Source organism: Moorena producens PAL-8-15-08-1 (assembly GCF_001767235.1).
In the GTDB taxonomy this organism is placed as follows: domain Bacteria; phylum Cyanobacteriota; class Cyanobacteriia; order Cyanobacteriales; family Coleofasciculaceae; genus Moorena; species Moorena producens_A.
The window spans coordinates 5,765,070-5,783,827 of sequence record NZ_CP017599.1 but is presented as its reverse complement, the minus strand read 5'-3'; the positions used below and the strand labels follow the sequence as shown (position 1 = coordinate 5,783,827).

Annotated in this window: 20 protein-coding genes; 5 read left to right on the top strand and 15 right to left on the bottom strand. The window is 43.2% G+C overall.

What is annotated here, in order from left to right; all coding sequences use genetic code 11:
* Positions 1–266: 266 nt before the first annotated feature.
* Both BJP34_RS43985 and BJP34_RS43980 read right to left on the bottom strand, forming a co-directional pair.
* Positions 267–428 (bottom strand): hypothetical protein, encoded by a 162-nt coding sequence (locus BJP34_RS43985; protein ID WP_158517363.1) that lies wholly within the window; start codon positions 426–428, stop codon positions 267–269.
* A gap of 219 nt (positions 429–647) precedes the next feature.
* The gene (locus tag BJP34_RS43980) at positions 648–785 is read right to left on the bottom strand and encodes a hypothetical protein (protein WP_158517362.1); all 138 of its coding nucleotides are present in this window, start codon (positions 783–785) and stop codon (positions 648–650) included.
* Positions 786–1,241: 456 nt separating this feature from the next.
* Here BJP34_RS43980 and BJP34_RS21165 point away from each other — a divergent pair, with 456 nt between their 5' ends.
* The 3 genes from BJP34_RS21165 (at position 1,242) to BJP34_RS43970 (ending at position 5,506) form a co-directional block, all read left to right on the top strand.
* Entirely contained in the window at positions 1,242–1,733 is a 492-nt protein-coding gene (locus BJP34_RS21165; protein ID WP_070394052.1) for a hypothetical protein, read from the top strand.
* Positions 1,734–4,931 (top strand): NB-ARC domain-containing protein, encoded by a 3,198-nt coding sequence (locus BJP34_RS43975; protein WP_070394051.1) that lies wholly within the window; start codon positions 1,734–1,736, stop codon positions 4,929–4,931.
* A gap of 431 nt (positions 4,932–5,362) precedes the next feature.
* Positions 5,363–5,506 carry a hypothetical protein gene (locus BJP34_RS43970; protein ID WP_158517361.1) on the top strand — a complete coding sequence of 48 codons (144 nt, stop codon included), beginning with the start codon at positions 5,363–5,365 and terminating at the stop codon, positions 5,504–5,506.
* Between the two features lie 141 nt (positions 5,507–5,647).
* Here the strand turns inward: BJP34_RS43970 and BJP34_RS21155 are convergent, their stop codons facing one another.
* The 3 genes from BJP34_RS21155 to BJP34_RS21145 form a co-directional block, all read right to left on the bottom strand.
* The gene (locus BJP34_RS21155; RefSeq protein WP_070394050.1) at positions 5,648–5,863 is read right to left on the bottom strand and encodes a type II toxin-antitoxin system HicB family antitoxin; all 216 of its coding nucleotides are present in this window, start codon (positions 5,861–5,863) and stop codon (positions 5,648–5,650) included.
* 6 nt (positions 5,864–5,869) lie between these two features.
* Complete coding sequence (locus BJP34_RS21150; protein ID WP_070394049.1) at positions 5,870–6,076, bottom strand: type II toxin-antitoxin system HicA family toxin; 207 nt, start codon at positions 6,074–6,076, stop codon at positions 5,870–5,872.
* A gap of 153 nt (positions 6,077–6,229) precedes the next feature.
* Positions 6,230–6,460 (bottom strand): hypothetical protein, encoded by a 231-nt coding sequence (locus tag BJP34_RS21145; RefSeq protein ID WP_070394048.1) that lies wholly within the window; start codon positions 6,458–6,460, stop codon positions 6,230–6,232.
* Positions 6,461–6,565: 105 nt separating this feature from the next.
* On the opposite strand from BJP34_RS21145, the gene BJP34_RS43965 reads away from it, so the two are divergent.
* Positions 6,566–6,715: a hypothetical protein gene (locus BJP34_RS43965; RefSeq protein WP_158517360.1), complete on the top strand. Its 150-nt coding sequence runs from the start codon at positions 6,566–6,568 to the stop codon at positions 6,713–6,715.
* Here the strand turns inward: BJP34_RS43965 and BJP34_RS21140 are convergent.
* The 9 genes from BJP34_RS21140 to BJP34_RS43955 all read right to left on the bottom strand — a co-directional run bounded on the left by BJP34_RS21140 (position 6,692) and on the right by BJP34_RS43955 (position 16,061).
* Positions 6,692–7,279 carry a serine O-acetyltransferase gene (locus BJP34_RS21140; protein WP_070394047.1) on the bottom strand — a complete coding sequence of 196 codons (588 nt, stop codon included), beginning with the start codon at positions 7,277–7,279 and terminating at the stop codon, positions 6,692–6,694. The genes BJP34_RS43965 and BJP34_RS21140 overlap by 24 nt on opposite strands.
* Entirely contained in the window at positions 7,227–7,379 is a 153-nt protein-coding gene (locus BJP34_RS43960; protein WP_158517359.1) for a hypothetical protein, read from the bottom strand. Before BJP34_RS43960 ends, BJP34_RS21140 begins: the two co-directional genes overlap by 53 nt.
* A gap of 399 nt (positions 7,380–7,778) precedes the next feature.
* Complete coding sequence (locus BJP34_RS21130; RefSeq protein WP_070394045.1) at positions 7,779–8,789, bottom strand: glycosyltransferase family 2 protein; 1,011 nt, start codon at positions 8,787–8,789, stop codon at positions 7,779–7,781.
* A 371-nt stretch (positions 8,790–9,160) separates the two neighbouring features.
* A complete protein-coding gene (locus tag BJP34_RS21125) occupies positions 9,161–10,576 on the bottom strand; it encodes a hypothetical protein (RefSeq protein ID WP_070394044.1) in 1,416 nt (471 codons plus the stop codon).
* Between the two features lie 210 nt (positions 10,577–10,786).
* Positions 10,787–11,581, bottom strand: a complete 795-nt coding sequence (locus BJP34_RS21120) for a 2OG-Fe(II) oxygenase (protein WP_070394043.1) — start codon at positions 11,579–11,581, stop codon at positions 10,787–10,789.
* A 153-nt stretch (positions 11,582–11,734) separates the two neighbouring features.
* Positions 11,735–13,093, bottom strand: coding sequence for an oligosaccharide flippase family protein (locus BJP34_RS21115; RefSeq protein WP_070394042.1), 1,359 nt, complete (start codon positions 13,091–13,093; stop codon positions 11,735–11,737).
* A gap of 136 nt (positions 13,094–13,229) precedes the next feature.
* Complete coding sequence (locus BJP34_RS21110; RefSeq protein ID WP_070394041.1) at positions 13,230–14,252, bottom strand: glycosyltransferase; 1,023 nt, start codon at positions 14,250–14,252, stop codon at positions 13,230–13,232.
* An 84-nt stretch (positions 14,253–14,336) separates the two neighbouring features.
* Complete coding sequence (locus tag BJP34_RS21105; RefSeq protein ID WP_070394040.1) at positions 14,337–15,602, bottom strand: glycosyltransferase family 4 protein; 1,266 nt, start codon at positions 15,600–15,602, stop codon at positions 14,337–14,339.
* Positions 15,603–15,917: 315 nt separating this feature from the next.
* The gene (locus tag BJP34_RS43955) at positions 15,918–16,061 is read right to left on the bottom strand and encodes a hypothetical protein (protein ID WP_158517358.1); all 144 of its coding nucleotides are present in this window, start codon (positions 16,059–16,061) and stop codon (positions 15,918–15,920) included.
* 63 nt (positions 16,062–16,124) lie between these two features.
* On the opposite strand from BJP34_RS43955, the gene BJP34_RS43950 reads away from it, so the two are divergent.
* Positions 16,125–16,292, top strand: coding sequence for a hypothetical protein (locus tag BJP34_RS43950; RefSeq protein ID WP_158517357.1), 168 nt, complete (start codon positions 16,125–16,127; stop codon positions 16,290–16,292).
* Here BJP34_RS43950 and BJP34_RS21100 read toward each other — a convergent pair.
* Positions 16,284–18,476, bottom strand: a complete 2,193-nt coding sequence (locus tag BJP34_RS21100; protein ID WP_070394039.1) for a GumC family protein — start codon at positions 18,474–18,476, stop codon at positions 16,284–16,286. The two genes, BJP34_RS43950 and BJP34_RS21100, sit on opposite strands and share 9 nt — an antisense overlap.
* Positions 18,477–18,758 lie beyond the last annotated feature (282 nt).

The following is an 18,758-nucleotide window of genomic DNA, read 5'->3' as shown; positions in this document are numbered from 1 at the left end:
CACTTGACAGTGGTTTTCCCGGAAGCAGTTAAGCTCTATCTTACTCTTATAGTAGACGATCTTTTCACTATTGTATGCTAGGATTTCCCTTTTTCTTTTTTTATTCGTCGAAATATATTCCTGTTTTTTTTCTCTCGTAAAATTTAATTATTCAGCAGTCAGCGGTCAGCGGTCAGCGGTCAGCGGTCAGCGGTCAGCGGTCAGCTAGCGTGCCCATCGCCCATACAGCGGGTTGCAATTCGGTGAGGTACTTTCGTTCTGGGTTTTTAGGGAGCAGGGAGCAGGGAGCAGGGAGCAGGGAGCAGGGAGCAGAGAACAGGGAAGAAGGAAAACAATTCTGTGTACCTGATAGTTATGCGTAGCGCATAAGCTGAATGGTTACTGAGATGTACCCAGCCAGGATTGATGATTGTGATATTTTTTTGCATGATGGAAGTAACTCCTTTTTAGGAGGGAGGAAAGCCGCGCTGGTCGTGGTTAACAGTTTTTGCCAGCGCGGCTATTAGTTTCAGTCGTTACATTTTATAGTATAGATAAATCCTCGAAAAAATGCAAGGTTGAATATTTTTTTTACATTTATTTACAAATAGTATTATTAGTTATTTATGGCCTCAATTATGTGTATTTTTACAGTATTTTTAATTGAATTATTTTTTGATATAGCAGGTAAAGGGAACAGAAGAGGGATATTGATAAATAGTGATGTAGGGTGGGCAGTGCCAAAGATAGATCACAGCATCTGGCGATCGCATTAGTAGGCACTGCCCACCACTCGAATTAATCACAATAGAGAATAGTGATGTAGGGTGGGCAGTGCCAAAGATAGATCACAGCATCTGGCGATCGCATTAGTAGGCACTGCCCACCACTCGAATTAATCACAATAGAGAATAGTGATGTAGGGTGGGCAGTGCCAAAGATAGATCACAGCATCTGGCGATCGCATTAGTAGGCACTGCCCACCACTCGAATTAATCACAATAGAGAATAGTGATGTAGGGTGGGCAGTGCCAAAGATAGATCACAGCATCTGGCGATCGCATTAGTAAGCACTGCCCACCACTCGAATTAATCACAATAGAGAATAGTGATGTAGGGTGGGCAGTGCCAAAGATAGATCACAGCATCTGGCGATCGCATTAGTAAGCACTGCCCACCCTACTAACTACTAACTCTAAAATAGCTCAACCTAATTTAAAAATACTATAATAAACGGAGACTGTGAGTAATCTGTTTCGAGTATGGAAGTAATAGCAAGTGCAGCTTTAGCTATTGCTAAGGTGGTGGCGATTAAAGCCATAGAAAAAACCGGGGAAAATGTCGGGCAAGTTCTCTGGGATAGACCTAAGCGGTTGTTTCTGGAATCCCTTAGAAAACAGTCTCCAGAGACAGTAACTGCGATCGAGAAAGTCCCAGAGCAACCTCTCGATTATGCCGAAGTGGTATTGCAGCTAGAAACAGCAGCGAAGCAAAATCCCGAAGTTGCCCAAGCCATGGAGCATTTAGTGACTACTGTTAATGCTCAAGATTTGCCTAATTTAGAGGAAATTATTCAAGACATTAACAAAGCCTTGGAATCCCACCAAGCTAAGCGTGACAATTACAACATTGAGAAAGTAGATAACCAGGGTAACTTCGTCCAAGGGAAGAGTATTAATAAAGATAATACTAATATTGGAGGAAGCCAAAATATTATTAAAGGCGACCAAACTATTAATTATAATAATACTTGAGTGCAGTCGCCTGGGAGGCAGGTTAACCAAACTCGAATAAATCAAGCACCGCCACTACCTTGGTATTATGTCGAACGCCCGGAAGTAAGCCAACGACTAAAACAAATTCTGTTATCCCAAGAAACCGCTAGAGCTGGCACCTTAGTGGTTAGTGCCATCTATGGCTTAGGAGGAATTGGTAAATCCACTTTAGCTGCGGCCTTAGCCCATGACAAAGAGGTTCAATCCCATTTTACCGATGGGATTTTTTGGGCAAGCTTAGGTCAGCAACCAGATATTTTATCGTTTATAAGTACGTGGATACAGGCATTAAAAGATTATGATTTAAAACCGATTAATACTGAGGCCGCTTCTTTACAATTAAGAACGTTATTATCCGATAAAAAAGCGTTGCTAGTAGTGGATGATGTTTGGCATCCTGACCATGTTGAACCCTTTCGAGTAGCAGGGGGTGGCTGTCGGGTTTTAGTAACTACAAGAGAAGCTCCGGTTAACGGTGCGATTCGCTATGATTTAAACGTGATGACTCTAAATCAATCCTTGGAGTTATTAACCGGTTGTTTACAGCTTTTTTCAGATGAATCGACCTCACTCCCTTTAGCTGCAAGCCCCCTAAATCCCCCAATTCTGGGGGACTTTAACTCAATTGAATCGACCTCACTGCCTTTAGCTGCAAGCCCCCTAAATCCCCCAATTCTGGGGGACTTTAACTCAATTGAATCGACCTCACTGCCTTTAGCTGCAAGCCCCCTAAATCCCCCAATTCTGGGGGACTTTAACTCAATTGAATCGACCTCACTGCCTTTAGCTGCAAGCCCCCTAAATCCCCCAATTCTGGGGGACTTTAACTCAAGTTCCCCCCAAAATTGGGGGGCTAGGGGGGCGAAAATTGCTGTAAACAACCACTTAACTAATCAAGAACTCGACTATGCTAAAACCTTAGCCAAAACTGTGGGCTATTTACCCCTAGCCTTAGAATTAGCTGCTACCCAAGTTAGGGATGGATTCTCTTGGCAGGAGTTACTGGATGAGTTACAAGCTGAAATTGCTGATTTAGAAGCCTTGGATCGATTGGAAGCAGAGGAAGAACCAAGTGACGCTAAGCGCAAAAACTATAGTCTAGTGGCTTCGTTTAATCTTAGTTTAAAGCGATTATCCCCCGAGAGATTGAAAAAATTTGCTTGGTTAGGGGTACTGCCGGAGAATGTCACTATTAGTGCAACCATGGCGACCACCTTATGGGACTGTACTTCATTTCAAGCCAAAAAGACGTTAATAGTCTTAAGACAAAAAGCGTTATTACTACCAGGGTTCTCTAGTACACCACAAACTAGCTATCGCCTCCATGACCTGTTACATGATTTAGCCCGTAATCTGCTGCAACCAGAGCTAGGATTATCAATCACCGAAGCCCATCAGCAATTATTAGAACGTTATCAAACTAAGACCGATTTGGGATTATGGCATACCTTGCCCGATGATGGTTACATCTATAACTACTTAACTTGGCACCTGGAAAAAGCCCAAAAGATAGATGAAATTCATCAACTCCTGAAAGAAGAAACTGCAGAAGGAGATAACGGTTGGTATTGGCAGTGTGACAGACAGGGAAAAACTGCTAATTTTGTTAAGGATGTATCGAGAGCTTGGGCAATAGCAGCAGCTAAGTTTATAGAAAATCCTACGCAATCCATTAGTTTACAGTGTCGGTATGCTCTGATTACCACATCCTTCAACAGCTTGGCTAGAAATATTCCTCCAGAGTTAATGGCAGCATTACTGAAGAACAAAATTTGGACGCCAGCCCAGGCACTAGCTTATGTGCGACAGATTAAAGATTATAAACGTCAAGCAAAGGGTTTGGAGGGAATTAGTAAGTATCTTACCCCTTCTTTATTACCGGAAGCTTTAGATTGCGCCAGAGGGATTTCCGATGAATACCACCGAGCCCATGCCTTAGTAGCCTTAGCCCCCCACTTACCCGATGTGTTACCGGAAGCGTTAGATTGCGCCAGACGGATTAAGTATGAATACTCCCGAGCCAAAGCCTTAATCGCCTTAGCCCCCCACTTACCCCAAGTCTTGTTACACCAAGCCTTAGATTGCGCCAGACGGATTCGGTATAAATACGACCGAGCCAAAGCCTTAATCGCCTTAGCCCCCCACTTACCCCAAGTGTTGCCAGAAGCGTTAGATTGCGCCAGACGGATATCGGATGAATACGAGCGAGCATTAGCCTTAATCGGCTTAGCCTCCCACTTACCCGATGTGTTACCGGAAGCTTTAGATTCCGCCAGACGGATTGGGCATGAATACTACCGAGCATTAGCCTTAATCAGCTTAGCCCCCCAGTTACCTCAAGTGTTACCAAAAGCGTTAGATTGCGCCACAGGGATTTCCGATGAATACGAGCGAGCATTAGCCTTAATCGGCTTAGCCCCCCACTTGGCCGAAACGTTGTTACTCCAAGCCTTAGAAGCGGCCAGAGGGATTGGGGATAAATACGACCGAGCCGATGCCTTAATCGCCTTAGCCCCCCAGTTACCCCAAGTGTTACAAGAAGCCTTAGATTGCGCCAGACGGATTGGGTCTGAATACGACCGAGCCGATGCCTTAATCGGCTTAGCACCGCACTTACCCCAAGTGTTACAAGAAGCCTTAGATTGCGCCAGAGGGATTGGGTCTGAATACGACCGAGCCGATGCCTTAATCGGCTTAGCCCCCCACTTATCGGAAGTGTTGTTACACCAAGCCTTAGATTCCGCCAGAGGGATTGGGTATGAATCTCACCGAGCCAGAGCCTTAATCGGCTTAGCCCCCCACTTATCGGAAGTGTTGTTACACCAAGCCTTAGATTCCGCCAGAGGGATTGGGTATGAATCTCACCGAGCCAGAGCCTTAGTCGGCTTGGCCCCCCACTTACCCGATGTGTTACTACAAGCTTTAGATTCCGCCAGAGCCCTTGAGTTTGAATACGACCGAGCCGATGCTTTACACCGCTTGATTCAGAGATTAACTCCTTCGTCGGTTGATTTTCCTTTTTGGCAACAAACTCTTGATGGTTTAGCTAGTCTAAGGCGTCGCAATTTTCTTAGAGCTCTTCCTCAATTAGCTCCTTTAATCATCAAGTTTGGGGGTATTGAAGCCCTAAGAGAAACGGTGGCAGCGGTTGATGATGTTAGCCGATGGTGGAGGTAGGGAGTAGGGAGTAGGGAGTAGGGAGTAGGGAAGAGGCAAAAGGCAAAAGGCAAAAGGCAAAAGGCAAGAGGCAAAAGGCAAGAGGCAAGAGGCAAGAGGCAAGAGTTAATCAACGATAGAGGAATTATGATTAGCTTTACTGGGTGTGAAGGGAACCAGTGTTAGGATTCAGTTGATGCCTGTGCCATGGGGAAGAATTGCGCTAAGCTAATGTTAGCTTAATCATGGGCAAGTTTAGTTGTGCTAACTAAGCTAGACTATAGGTAAGCTCAATCAATCATAAGTAAGCCTCTGATCTCATCAAAACAATAATATCCATGGAAAACGTCAATCAAATCACTTTAAATTTACCCACATATTTGCTAAAAAATACAGAAGAGCTAATTCAAACAGGACTAGTCAATAATTTTGAATAATTAGTTGTATTAGCCTTGCGTCATGAAATTGTTAAACTTAAACAATTACAGCAAAACAATCAACAGCTACCAGAAAATAGCAATGGTGTAGATGATCCCATTTGGGGACTCGGAGACAATCCAGTTGTAGGTGGAGTCAGTTTAGAATTTAGAATTTAGAATTTAGAATTCGGTAGCCAGTATTGGGACAGTCAGTCCCGTAATTGTTCATAATAAACTCATTATTTAGTTTAAATTGGACTGATGCTCTATAAGCAAGACAAAATCAGCAGTGGTAAAGTCGGTTTTTGTACTCTTTAATTAAACGGTTATTTTTGAATAATTTAATAAAGGTAACTCTTTCCCTCTAGCTTGGTAATCTTCTACCAAAAGCTCTAACACGTCTTTAGCATTTTTTAGAGCTTCTTCGTAGCTGCTACCATGAGTATGAGCATAGGGACCAAATTCTGGCAAACTAGCAATGTAAGTTTGGTCTGGCTCTGACCATTGAATTAAGATACTATAGTGATTTTTCATCTGTATTTATTTCTGTAAATTATCTAAGTCTATGAGTACATTTTTAACAGCTTTTTCTTGATATTTATTAGCGTCTTCTCCATCTTTACCAGAGAGAGTCAGACTATAGTTTAATAAAGGATGACTCCAAACTGTGTGACTGCCTTTACCTGAACGATAAGAGAAACCCGCTTTTTTTAGCATTGATTTTAGTTCTCTGATTTTCTTGGGCATTTAATTATTTTGTATCCCTTGGTAATCGACCATATTTTTCCATCAATGTTATGGATATTTAAATAAATTTAGTTCTGATATAAAACGATAATATCGTTGATTTTTACTGAGTAGAGGAATTTGATTTTCAATAGCGGTAGCAGCAATTTATCCCTACCAATGCTGTTGTCTAATTATTCTAACCCATTCGCTACTATTTTGAGTATCTTGTCGATCACGCCACATACCAATAAAAGGTTGATTCTCTAATTCCAGAGGGTGAAGAGATGCCGGTTTTTTCGTTATATACTGTTTTTTGAACACCTCAATGATATCGGCAATAATGTTTTGAACCTCTTCTGGTAGTTCTTGAATATCTTTGGTCAGTTGTTCTAGGTCACGCATAAGTCTTAGGAAGACTGTCCAATCACTTTCTATAAATCCATTATACAAAGTAATTGCGGGTGCATCTCATTTTTACTGTTTGACCCGGTGGGTGGAATGGGCATCTTGCCCGTTACAATTTTCGGACGGATTGTCCTAACACTGGCTACCGAGAATCCCCCGTCCTTAACGCACCCTACGCAACTCTTTCCCGATTCCCGATTCCCGATTCCCGATTCCCTTGTTTACTTCTCAACTAGAGCCGTTCCCATCTAAAGAACGCACCTTAATAACTTTAGCAGGAATTCCGACTACTGTAGCCCCAGCAGGTACATCAGATAAAACTACAGCATTAGCACCAATATTTGCCCCATTACCGATAGTAACCTTGCCAAAAATCTTAGCACCAGCACCAACATTGACACTTTTTCCTAAAATGGGGGCATCCAAAGGGCGGTCTAAATAACGATTTCCCAAAGTTACCCCTTGACGGAGGATAGTATCATCACCAATAGTGCAATCGCCATGAATCACAATCCCACTTTGATGCTCAATAATTACTCGGCGACCAAGCTTTACCGTGTAAGGTAATTCAATCCCATAGGTATTACGAACTTTTCGATATAATGCTCGGTAGAGAATACTAAAGGGAGCCCGTAGTAACTTCGGTTGGATGTTCATTCTCCAGACTCCAAACCGCTGCACCGCCACAGCCCGAAATCCAGGCTTAGTCCAATCACAACCATGAGCCTTCCAATCTTCTTTAATTTGTTGCCAAAGTCCCAACTTATCGGTTTTTGGCTGGGTATAATTTGCCGTTAAATCTGTTGGCATCACCATAATATGTTGTTAGTGTTTGTTGTTTAGGGAATAGGGAGTAGGGAGTAGGGAGCAGGGAGCAGGGAGCAGGGAGCAGGGAGCAGGGGAAAGAGTGTGGCATGTGGCACAGGCTTCTAGTTTGTGCCACAGGCTTCTAGCCTGTGACTTTCATTACTATTAAACGAATCATTACTTTTTTCATTTAAAAGCTAATAAATGATAGCTGATATAACGGTTTATAACCTAATGAAATACACAGGATTTTTTATCTGTTTTTTCTTCCCTCTTCCCTGCTCCCTGCTCCCTGCTCCCTAAAACCAAAAAAATTGTATAGCGGTTATTGCATTTATTAGGTAGACTTCTCAACCTCAAAGTCCCCCTTTTTAAGGGGGACCAACGGGGGATCCCTTCTTGATGCAGTCGCTCATGGGGGGAACCCCCAAGACCGCGCTGCATCGCTTTGTACCTCATGGGAAATAGAATTGCTATACCTCACCTAATTAAAAACTGCTATAACTAATCAAGAAATCTTCGGACTACTAAAAGCACCACCTTTACAAAACACACTATTGCGCAGAAAATCACTAAGTAAGTGGGGTGGGTCATTATCGGGCTTACCTTGAACCATTCGGCGCAATTGCCACAATAAATAACTAGAAGCCCAGGTATGATCGGCTAGAGCAGCGTAAAACCAACCATAGTTTTTAAGGAAATACCGTCGTCGAGAATCAAACACATACTGGGGTCGGCGTTTGGGTGGACGCTTGGTGTCGGTAACACCTGAACTTTGTCCAACTAAGTGGACTACCCGACTTTCAGGGACATACCAGCATTCCCAGCCAGCTCTCTGGGCTTGCAGGCAAAAGTCCATTTCTTCGTAATACATGAAATAAGCTTCATCGATCAGGCCAACCTGCTCAAACACTTCCCGACGAATAATCATACTTGCCCCAGCTACCCAATCCGTTAGACAGGGTTGGTCAGGAATCGGTGGCCAAACTACCCACTTCGATAATAATCTCGATACGATACCCAGACGCAAACCAGAATCTAGCTCACTGAGGACGGTATGAAACCGAAATGCTGAACACTGAGGGGTACTGTCAGGCTCTTCCAGGCGAGAGCCAGCAATACCCACCTGGGGATGGTCACTCATAAACTCCACCAGGGTTTTGATCGCCCTAGGACGAACAATGGTGTCTGGATTGAGCAACAACACATAATCCGGTGGCTGATTAGACTTCAGGGCTGGGCGGATCACAGCGTTATTGCCAAAGGCAAATCCACCATTGTGCTCTAGTGCCATCACCGATGCCCAACTACCCCAGTTTTCGTTTGCGATCGCATTTTTAATGGCTACAGCCGATCCATCCCCAGAGGCATTATCTGCCACTACCACCGTAGTATTCGATAAACCTGGGATTTCATCCGCTAGAGAGCGTAAGCAGTCTATAGTTAAACTAGGGGTTTTGTAGTTAACAATTACTATAAGTAAAGAATTTACGTTATTGTTTTTTACTTCATTAGACATAACTAAATTTTGATATTTATTTACCTTATAAAAAAATAATTAATTGTTATACCAAAGGGAACAGGGAACAGGGAACAGGGAACAGGGAGTAGGGAGTAGGGAGTAGGGAGTAGGGAGTAGGTAAAAAAAATCATCCTCATTCATTTAGTATTACTATTAATAGTTTGTGTATAAATTAATTACTATCGGGTTTTTACTAGCTATCTTTTATACATATATACACATATTTTTGGGAACCAATTACTAATTTTTATATTCCCTGTTCCCTGTTCCCTGTTCCCTGTTCCCTGCTCCCTGTTCCCTACTCCCTATTCCCTATTCCCTACTCCCTACTCCCTACTCCCTACTCCCTACTCCCTGCTATATCATCCCTAATTCCGTTGAACTTGTCTTCGTTGATTCCGATTTTGATTCCGATTTTGATTCCGAGAACGCTGGGGTGCCAATGCAGGGGCTTTTTTCACCTTATTGGTTGTAGGTTCTTTGACCACCAATCCTGATAGTCCTCCACAAGCCAATACAAAGACTGGATTACCATGGGCATTGAGCATAAATTCCACCATGTACAACGCTACAGCCACGGTCAGCACCGCCACTGGTGCCGCTTGCCGCTTTGGCCACAACTCCGCTGGACAACGGAACCAAAACATAGTCAACACCGGCATTAGTAAGGATGTGGTCAGGCTGGCTAGTCCAACGGTACCAGTTTCACCAAAGGCAATAATCCACAAACTATCTGGAACTGTAACTTGCTCACCGTTGTCATTAAATATCAGACTTCTTCCCCATCCTCCCCAGCCAAACACGATCCGTTCCCGTGCTTTATCTACAAGTAACTCTTCATTATCAAATCTAAACTGTAAGGATTGGATACGTTCTTCAGGAACTACATTCGATACATTTGAGATAATCTGATCACTAACGTAGGTTTCAGTCTGTGAGTTAATGTATAAGTAAGAACAAATAAGCCCAATTAGGAGAAAGACTGGCAAAGCAGTGCGAAAATGCTTGCCAAAAAACAAGATGCCAACTCCTAAGAGTAGTAAAAAATAGGCACCAGTCGATTTGCACAATATAAATGTGATCAACAACGCAGCTACCAGCCACTTCATGGGAATATTCCAGAGTTGTTTGATCACCCCAGTGTGCCATAGCCAAATTCCCACTAAACTAGCTGCCATCATCCACATACCCACTGGCAAACCGTGAATCATAAATACTGTCGGTCTCCATCCCCCGTAACGCATGGTTTGGCCAAAGTCAGGATGAGCATGGAAGCCGTACAATATCCTATGGAGCTGCGGACTAAAGCGAATTTCGTACAAACATAGGGGAACATATACCAACCCGCCCATGAAAATGCCAATTGCCAAGTCACGCAATCCACTCAAGTTATGGAGATATATCCGACCGAGAAAATAGGGTACTCCCCAGGTCAAGGTTTGCGTCAAAACAGTAGAGAACCCATCGTAAGCCCCCAAGCCATTCGTAATAGATGAAGCCAATGGACATAGGCACCAAATCAGCATGGGCAAGTCAATCCAGCTGAATTTAAAGGAGCTAAAACGCCCAACATCGTATATAAACGTAGCCAACAAAATACCGTAGCAAGTTGCCGACATCTTAGTATAGTCAGGTAGACCAGGCAAAGCATATTCTGCCACGGGTAGGAATAGCCATGCTACGATAAAACTCACAATGACTGCCCGCTGAGCTGGAATTCTCATGAAGAGATAAAGCACAACTGGAATCCAGCCTAACATGACGATGGGGACTAAAAAACTCATTGGCTTTTTTGGGCATGAACGTGAACAGAGTTGCTTGAGTAATTATCAGCTATCAGTTATCAGCTATCAGCTATCAGCTATCAGCTATCAGCTTATGGGCTACGCCCACGCTAGTTGAGGTGCCAAAAGCCAACGGCTGACCGCTGACGGCTGACGGCTGACGGCTAACCACTGACCGCTGACCACTGACCGCTGACCACTGACCGCTTACTAACTAATTAAGTTATTCAGAAATTTTTTGACTTTGGTTACTGGAGATTTTTTAAGTTGTAATTTTTCTCCTGGTCGAGCCTTAAATAATGTGGAATGATCGCCACCCTTAGAAAGCTCTTCAGCTGGTCTGCCATTGCTGTAGTAGTAAAGTGCCAAAGATTTCCGAGTCCGTCCTTCTGGACAAGTTAATGGATCAGGATGTCCGTGATAGGAAAAATCTGTAGTACTGAATATGACACATCGGTTGAAGATCGGGAGAATTTTTTTATGAGACTTTGTCATCTCTTTATCCCACATTTCAAAATAACCACCATAGTCTTCTTCCCAATCTTTGTTGAGATAGATCAGAAGATTTAAGCGGCGGTCAAGGCGCAATTTTGTATGGCGATTGAAATCAGCATGGATTTTTAAATAACCACCTTTTTCGATCTGATGCAAGCCACCACCAACAAAATGAGGGTCAGGGATGATTCCATCAATGCCAGTTAAGGTTTCTAAAAAGTTAAGGAAAGTTGATGAATTGAGCTGATACAAAAAAAATCGGGTGTATTCTCCCATTTGAATTTCCGATTTTGAGGCCAGTTTTTTTTCTGGGGCAGCCTCAAACTTTTGCCAATCAATTTGATCAGATTTAGGAAACTCATTCAGAATATTCTCTAGGATATCCTCTGGAAAGAAGTTATCCATGATAATGTGTGGAAATGGCTCAGCCTGGGCGTAGGCTTCACAATTATCCTTCGCAAAGTTAGTTAACTTTTCTGGATCTAGGCAATAGTTTAATTTTGAATCCATTTTATTCTCCAATTTTAGTCTCTTAGTCAATTTATATGGTTGGTATTTTTTTTGTTAGTAATTAATACTAGTTATTTTTGTAGGAATTGTGATAATTTTTATTTTCTGCTCCCTGCTCCCTGCTCCCTGCTCCCTGCTCCGCTGTTCCCTGTTTTAAAAAAGTCCACTGATGGGATATCCAAACCCCAACATATATCGAGCCCAAATCACCCACATCAGTAATGTCAACAGTAGTGAAGTAGCCCAGAGGTCTTGCTTAATAAAGGAAAGCCCTTCACGACAGAGACCATAAGTTATTACTAGATAAGGGAGAATGTCATTGAAGGCAATCACGACTACTGCTCCGAGTGCTCCATTGCCAAACTTTTGCATCACATAAAATCCTAGGGGTATGCCAATACAAACATTAAGACTCTTGACCAGTTGACTGTAAGCGTTATAGTTTGGCTTTCCAAGAGCCATCAGAGCTTGTTGAACGGTATCAATCAATAATGCAGGCCAGATGCCTAGGGTCAAGATTGGTAACATCCAAGCCGCCTCATAAAACCTCTCATCATATAAGATAAAAATCGCAATATCTCCAAAAGCAGTACTGACTGTCAACATCAATGCTGCAACCACTAGGATAAGTTGGCGATTGTACCAAATTTTGATCCGAAAGGTTTCCCGAGGCAAATCAGCCAGCTGAGAAAAAGTTGGCAAAAGAACCTTAGAACTAATTGCCGAGATTACCTGAGAAGGTAGGTATGCTAAATTAAAGGCAACACCATAAATCCCTAATAGTGTGAATGAAAACAATTTGCCTAGAATTAGTCGGTCGGCTTGGGTCGCGAGAAAGGTAAGCGCCGTTGAAATAAATATCCATTTCCCGAAGGAAAAGATGTTGTTTGCTGCCTCTTTTTCCCAGGTAAAGCGGTTTGATATTCCAGGAATTAACCAATGACTGAATATCATTTTTGCCAATGCCGTCACCACATTTCCAGCAGCAAGAGCCCAGATTGTCCGATTGAAAAAAGCCCAAACGAGCATCACGATCAGGCCGGACAATTGCACCACCAGCTCAAACATCATGATCTTGCCAAATGCCATGTGGCGGTTGAGGCTCCACACAGCAGTGGAGTTAAATCCCTCAATCAGTGGAATCACACCAATTACTGGCATCAGCCATAACAGCTGCGGGTTATTATAGAAATGGGCAACTGGCCAAGTAATTATCAGACAAGACACCCACAGCACAATTCCCCGCAAAACCTGAATAGTCCAGATAGTATTCAGAAAAACTGGGTCATCCCCACGTTTATTCTGGATGATGCTTGGACCAATGCCGACATCGGAGAATAACCGTAAGCCAATGATGAAAACGTTGGCTAGAGCCATTAAGCCGAAAAAGTCTGGTGCAAGCAGCCGGGTCAGAACAAGATTACTTGCCAGTCTCAGAAACTGACTTGTTCCATAACCAGCTACTGTCCAAATAGCCCCACGGAGGAGTTGTTTTTTAAGTGATGAGGACATGGTTAGATTTCCGAGTAGGTAGACGGGATGGGTGGGGTTGCAGACTTAAAGGCATCAGATAATTTGATTAGTTTTAAAAATTGGCTCTACAGCTGATATCTGAGTATGTTGTGTAATATAGGTTTTAGGTTTTAAGTTACCGCAATGTAGATACTACTTGTTGAGCACCAGATGAATACTCCCGAACGGTCTTTTGCCAGAAACGGGCTGGCTCTTGAGATGAGAAATAACGACTGATATAGTTGTGAGCATTGCGTGAAATATTGTCACGAAGTTCTGCATGCTCTAGTTCCAAAAGAGATCGTGCTGCAGCCTCAGGAGTCTCGGCAGCCATCGCAGTCTTACGGTGTTCCATGCAGAAATTTGCCCCACGGGCAGTCTTACCCACTACTACAATTCCTGCTGCCATGGATTCTTGGGGAGGAAGGGCACAACCCTCAACCTCTGCAGATGCCAGGAAAACTTGTGGTCGTCTAAACTGCTTTGCTAGTTCCTGAAAGGGAAGTCCATCTACACGCTCAAATCTCCAGTATGTACCACCTAGCTTTTGATACCATTCCTCAGTCTGGGTGATGAACTCAGGGCCTTTTCTGGGAAAGGCGAAGACCAAACCTGCTTCTCTTTCTGCTTGAGGAATAAATGGAAATGCCTCGTTATCAACGACATTCGGAACGATCTCAATGTCTTTGCCAGGATAAGCGGCTTCGCATACTTCCTTCATGAAGGGAGAGTCTGTCCAAAGAGCCACACGGCTATCTCGATACTCAAAATCAGCTTTAACCAAAATTGGAACCTGGAGATAAGCGATCGCAGGTCCTTTGACATCATTGATCAATAGTGTGAGCCAATCAGGAATAATGCATACATCATCCGGACGACGATCTGCCCAACGGATAAAGGGTAAATTGTGAATCCCCCAAGTATTACCAAAGGTGTTACGACCAGTCATGGTGGCAATTACTGCATCAGCCCCAGATTCCCGAGCGGCCAAGCAGTGACGCATGATATTCAGGTCTCCGCCGTTTACTTCGGATTTATAAAGCCACCTACGCCGAACCCAACTCTGAATTGGCTTTAGCTTAGGACGGCTAAGAACACGGTATATTAGTTGCCAAGTGGTGCTTGTTGAAAAGTCTGGAAGCAAAAATACAAAACGCATCAGCTAACTGTTAAAAATAACGGGAATAAAGGAAATTATTGAAAATGGTTATCTGTTGCCCCGATTCACAATTTGATTCACAATTTAAATGCGTGAGAGCTTAGTACTAGTTGGTGCTGCCTCAATGGGAGCTTGCTTTGGAGGTAGTTCAGGATTAGACAAAAATACGGCTGACAATTTCTTAGCTTCTGTTGCGACATCATGCCGCCTAGCAACCCGCTCCGCCCCAGCTTTACCCATTTCCTCCAGGGTTTCCACCGGGGAGTTTAAGGCTTCAGCCATTGCTGCGGTTAAGGCTTCAACAGAACCGGGTGGCACTAGCCAACCACAGCTGCCATCACTGACCAACTCCGGTATCCCAGCAACATAAGTAGTAATCACGGGACGACCCAGGGCTAAAGCTTCCATGAGCACGACTGGTAATCCTTCCGCAAAGCTGGGCAGTACCAGAGCTCGTGCTGCTAAAATTTGTTGCTGAACCTCAGTATTACTAGCCCAGCCAGTAATCTCAATGTGGTCTTGCAAACCCAACTGGGCAATAGTCCCTTCAATTTCCGATCGCAACGGTCCATCACCCACTAGTACCAACTTGAACTGCAAGCCCTCAGCCGCTAACTGATGCGCCGCTTGAATCAAGAGTAGATGTCCTTTTTGTTCACTGAGGCGACCAACGCAAACTAAGCGTGGCACGTCTGGTATGGGGGTGTGGGGTTTACTCAAAAACATCTGATCCACACCACAGTGGATCACATGGATTTTTGACCACTGATTGTGGCTGCACCATCGATAAAGCTGGCTTTTGCCAAAGGAGCTAACAGCGACCACAAAAGCAGCTCGGTTGATTTTTTCTCTTAAAGCTAAAAGTTGAGATTTATCAAACTCTTCTGGACCATGAACTGTGAAGCTGTAAGATGGTCCACCGAGAGCATGACATAACATCGCTACTGTAGTTGAGTTTGTTCCGAAGTGGGCGTGAACCCTTTCAATATCTGACTCAGAAAACCAACCCAGCAGAACGCAAGCCTCAGCTAAGTAGGCTAGATGATTCAAAACTCCTCGGTCTGAACCCCAGCCGATTTTGAGGGTCAGCCCTAAGGTCTTCAAAAGACGTATCGGTCTGGTTAAGGCAGTGCGTAATAGGCTAAAACACAAGCCCACGATGCCAACTCCTAAGACAAATCGAGTCTTCTGTAGCTCTAGTTGATCGGCTGGATCAACTAGTTGAGAGGCGCAGGAACGGATAGAAAAACGTTTGACTTGAATACCGCAAGCCTCAACACCTGCAATCTCTCGCCGGATGAAGCTGTGACTTACCTTAGGATATTGATTAACTAGATAGGCAATTGTCATCGTGAACTCGGGGCAACGGTATGTCTGTTTCTAGGAATTTTTCGTAGATTGACACCTTATCTAAGAGATGGAATAGATCGAGAAAAATCTTCAAATGTTTCAAGGGATGTCACCCCTTCATTAACATCACTTGATTAGACTCCATGTCCGTACCAATTTTGCTGCTTCCTCAGACTAAAGCAAGTTTGGTGACAGTATCTTCCTAATTGTTCTTACTAAGTGTGAACTCAGAATCCGGATTGCGATCGAATCGGGGATAGGTCATATCCTGTCCGGCAGAATAAGTTTTGGTTGAAGGTTAGTTTTGGTTGAAGGTTAGTTTTGGTTGAAGGTTAGCTGGTTGAAGGTTAGTTTTGGTTGAAGGTTAGCTGGTTGAAGGTTGGCTGGTTGAAGGTTAGCTGGTTGAAGGTTAGCTGGTTGAAGGTTGGCTGGTTGAAGGTTGGCTGTTTGAACGCGCACGCGAACAACCAGCTAACCTTAAAACCTTCAAATTCAACCTTAAAACCTTAAAACCTTAAAACCTTGGCCACGCTACGCCAATGGCCACGCTACGCCAATGGCCACGCTACGCCAATGGCCACGCTACGCCAATGGCCACGCTACGCCAATGGCCACGCTACGCCAATGGCCACGCTACGCCAATGGCCACGCTACGCGAACAACCCTTCAACAACCGATGTTCTAGGGTGAGACAGTCAGGGAAGATGGTTGGACACGATTAACTACTACCCCCAGACAGGTTAAGCCAAACCTGTCTATTTGATCGAGGACTTGCTTGAATTGAGATTTCTTAGTTCCTCTTAATCCGACCACCATCAAGATTCCATCTGTATTGGCAGCCAGGAAATTGGCGTCTGTATAGTTCAGTAGATTAGGAGTGTCATAGATAACCAAGTCAAATTTTTCCTGAAAATGCCCCATAATCTTTTCCATGCGAGTAGACGCCAGATCTTGAGCAGAATCTACTAAAGATTGCCCAGAAGTCAACACAAAAAGATTATCTGAGAAAGGCGATCGCTCCATCACAACCTCTTGGTCGTTTGATAGCAAATCCCTCAGTCCTGGCAAGTTCTGTAAATTCAAATTGGTGTGAAGTTGAGGTGAATGGAGATTAGCATCTACTAATAGAACTCGCTGACCTTTGGAGGCTGCCATGTGTGCTAGGTTTAAGGCTACACTAGACTTACCATCCCCAGCCATAGCCGAGCAAATGGCGATGGAGCGCAGGGGTGGATTACAGAAGCGAAAATGCATGTTAGTGTAGAGAGAGTCAAATGCTTTTTTAAATCGATAATCCTCAGATTTCTTGTCATCATCGTTGTTAAAATCTACACTATAATTATTGAATAGTTCAGGATTTTTACTAAATGGTATTTCTCCTAAAACGGGTAAATTATGGCCTTCTTCAATATCCTTTATTTCATAAAATATATTCCGAGACTTATCATAAAGGATAACTGTACCCATCCCTAAGCTTAAACCGCCCATAACTCCTAGAAATATCAACTTATTCTGACTAGATTCTGCGATCGGTTTACCGGTCGGATCGCGTAAAAGCTGAGGTTTAGAAACTATCTCCCAAGGCACTTCACGTTGAGCTTTCTCCACCTGCAAGGTCTCTTTCTGAGTTTCCAGTTGGTTGAGAGTTTGAGTAGCAATTTGTAACTGCCGCTGTAGATCATTATACTTACGGACAAAAATCGGGAATTCTTGGACTTCGCGATCAACAGTGTTTTTGGTTTGTATCAGTGCCTGATTACGAACCTGTAGTACCTCAATTTGGTTGGTGGTATCAACCAATTGTTGAATCAGTTGTAAACGAATTGGATTTTGAAGGGTTCGCACTCGGGGGTTAATCGGTTGACCTCCTAAGTTTTGACCCAGAATCCGTTGTAGTTCCCGATTGAGAAGATTTTGTAGGTTTTGCCGTTGCTCTAATAGGGTTTGAATATTAGGGCTATCTGGCTGAAAGCGAGCGGATTCTATCGCAATTTGACTTTCTATTTCTTTAAGATCAGCAAGTAATTTTTGATAGTTAGGATCTTCACTTAATGCTGAAGAAGCTAAAGCTTCAGTTGGCGATAGTTTTAATTGTCTTTGTAAGCTGTTTTTTAAGTTTATTAGCTCTTGTAGCTGCCTGGTTGTATCTCTTTGTTGGTCGCCAATTTGACGAACTTTATTCGACAATTGCTCCCCATCAAATTGAGGCTCAATTAGCTGATACTGCTGTTGCAAATTTTGCAAATTACCTTGGAGACTATTAACTCTATCCTGTAATTTAGGAAGTTGAGTATTAATAAAATTAACCCCTTGACCAATGCGGGTTTTTCGGTCTTCTAAACTATACTTCTCATATTCTTCAGCTGTTGTCTTTAAGACCAACTCTACTAGTTTGGGATCTGTCCCACTATAAGTAATTGATAGGATTTTAGTATTTTCACCTTGACTTTCTTCTTCGAGACGTTCAACTGTTAAAGAATACTGAAGTAGCCCAAGGGTAAACTCTGGATACTGAAATTTAATTTTATTGACGATTTTAGATAAGATTTCAGGACTAGTTAGGATTTTAATCTGAGTTGCATAGTCCAGTTCAAAATTTCCCGCACCAGGTATTGTTCCCTGACCCCGAGTAAGTGTCATTGGTTCAGTGGATATTGCTGCAGCAGATGTGACTGGTTCAACTAACAGCTGAAAATTACCTGAATATATAGAGGGAGATTTGCTACTCAAAAATGTAGCAGCAACAGTCACTAAACCTGCAATCCCTGAAACCACCATGGCTTGGCGTCGGGCAATCCTCAAAAGCGGACCGAGATTTAATCCTTTTTGAGGAGTATTTAACTCATCTTGCTCGTTTAATGTTAGTTGTTGCAATTGTCTACCCCTTTAACTAGTTGATAAGGTTTCAGCCCCCTGTTGTATATCCAAGAGGATGCTAATTTTTGCAGGGAGACACTAATAATTACCAACTCTCAGGGCAATAATCCGGATTGTACAGGTTTATAACCCTTTTCACATCGATGCTATAGTTGATCGATGTAGAAGCAAAATTTATCCATATTATGGAGTGCCGTCAACTCCTTTTGTTTCGGTTATTTATAGTCTTTTTTTTACAATACTTTGGTCATGTAAAACTTGATTAATATTAATAAATGT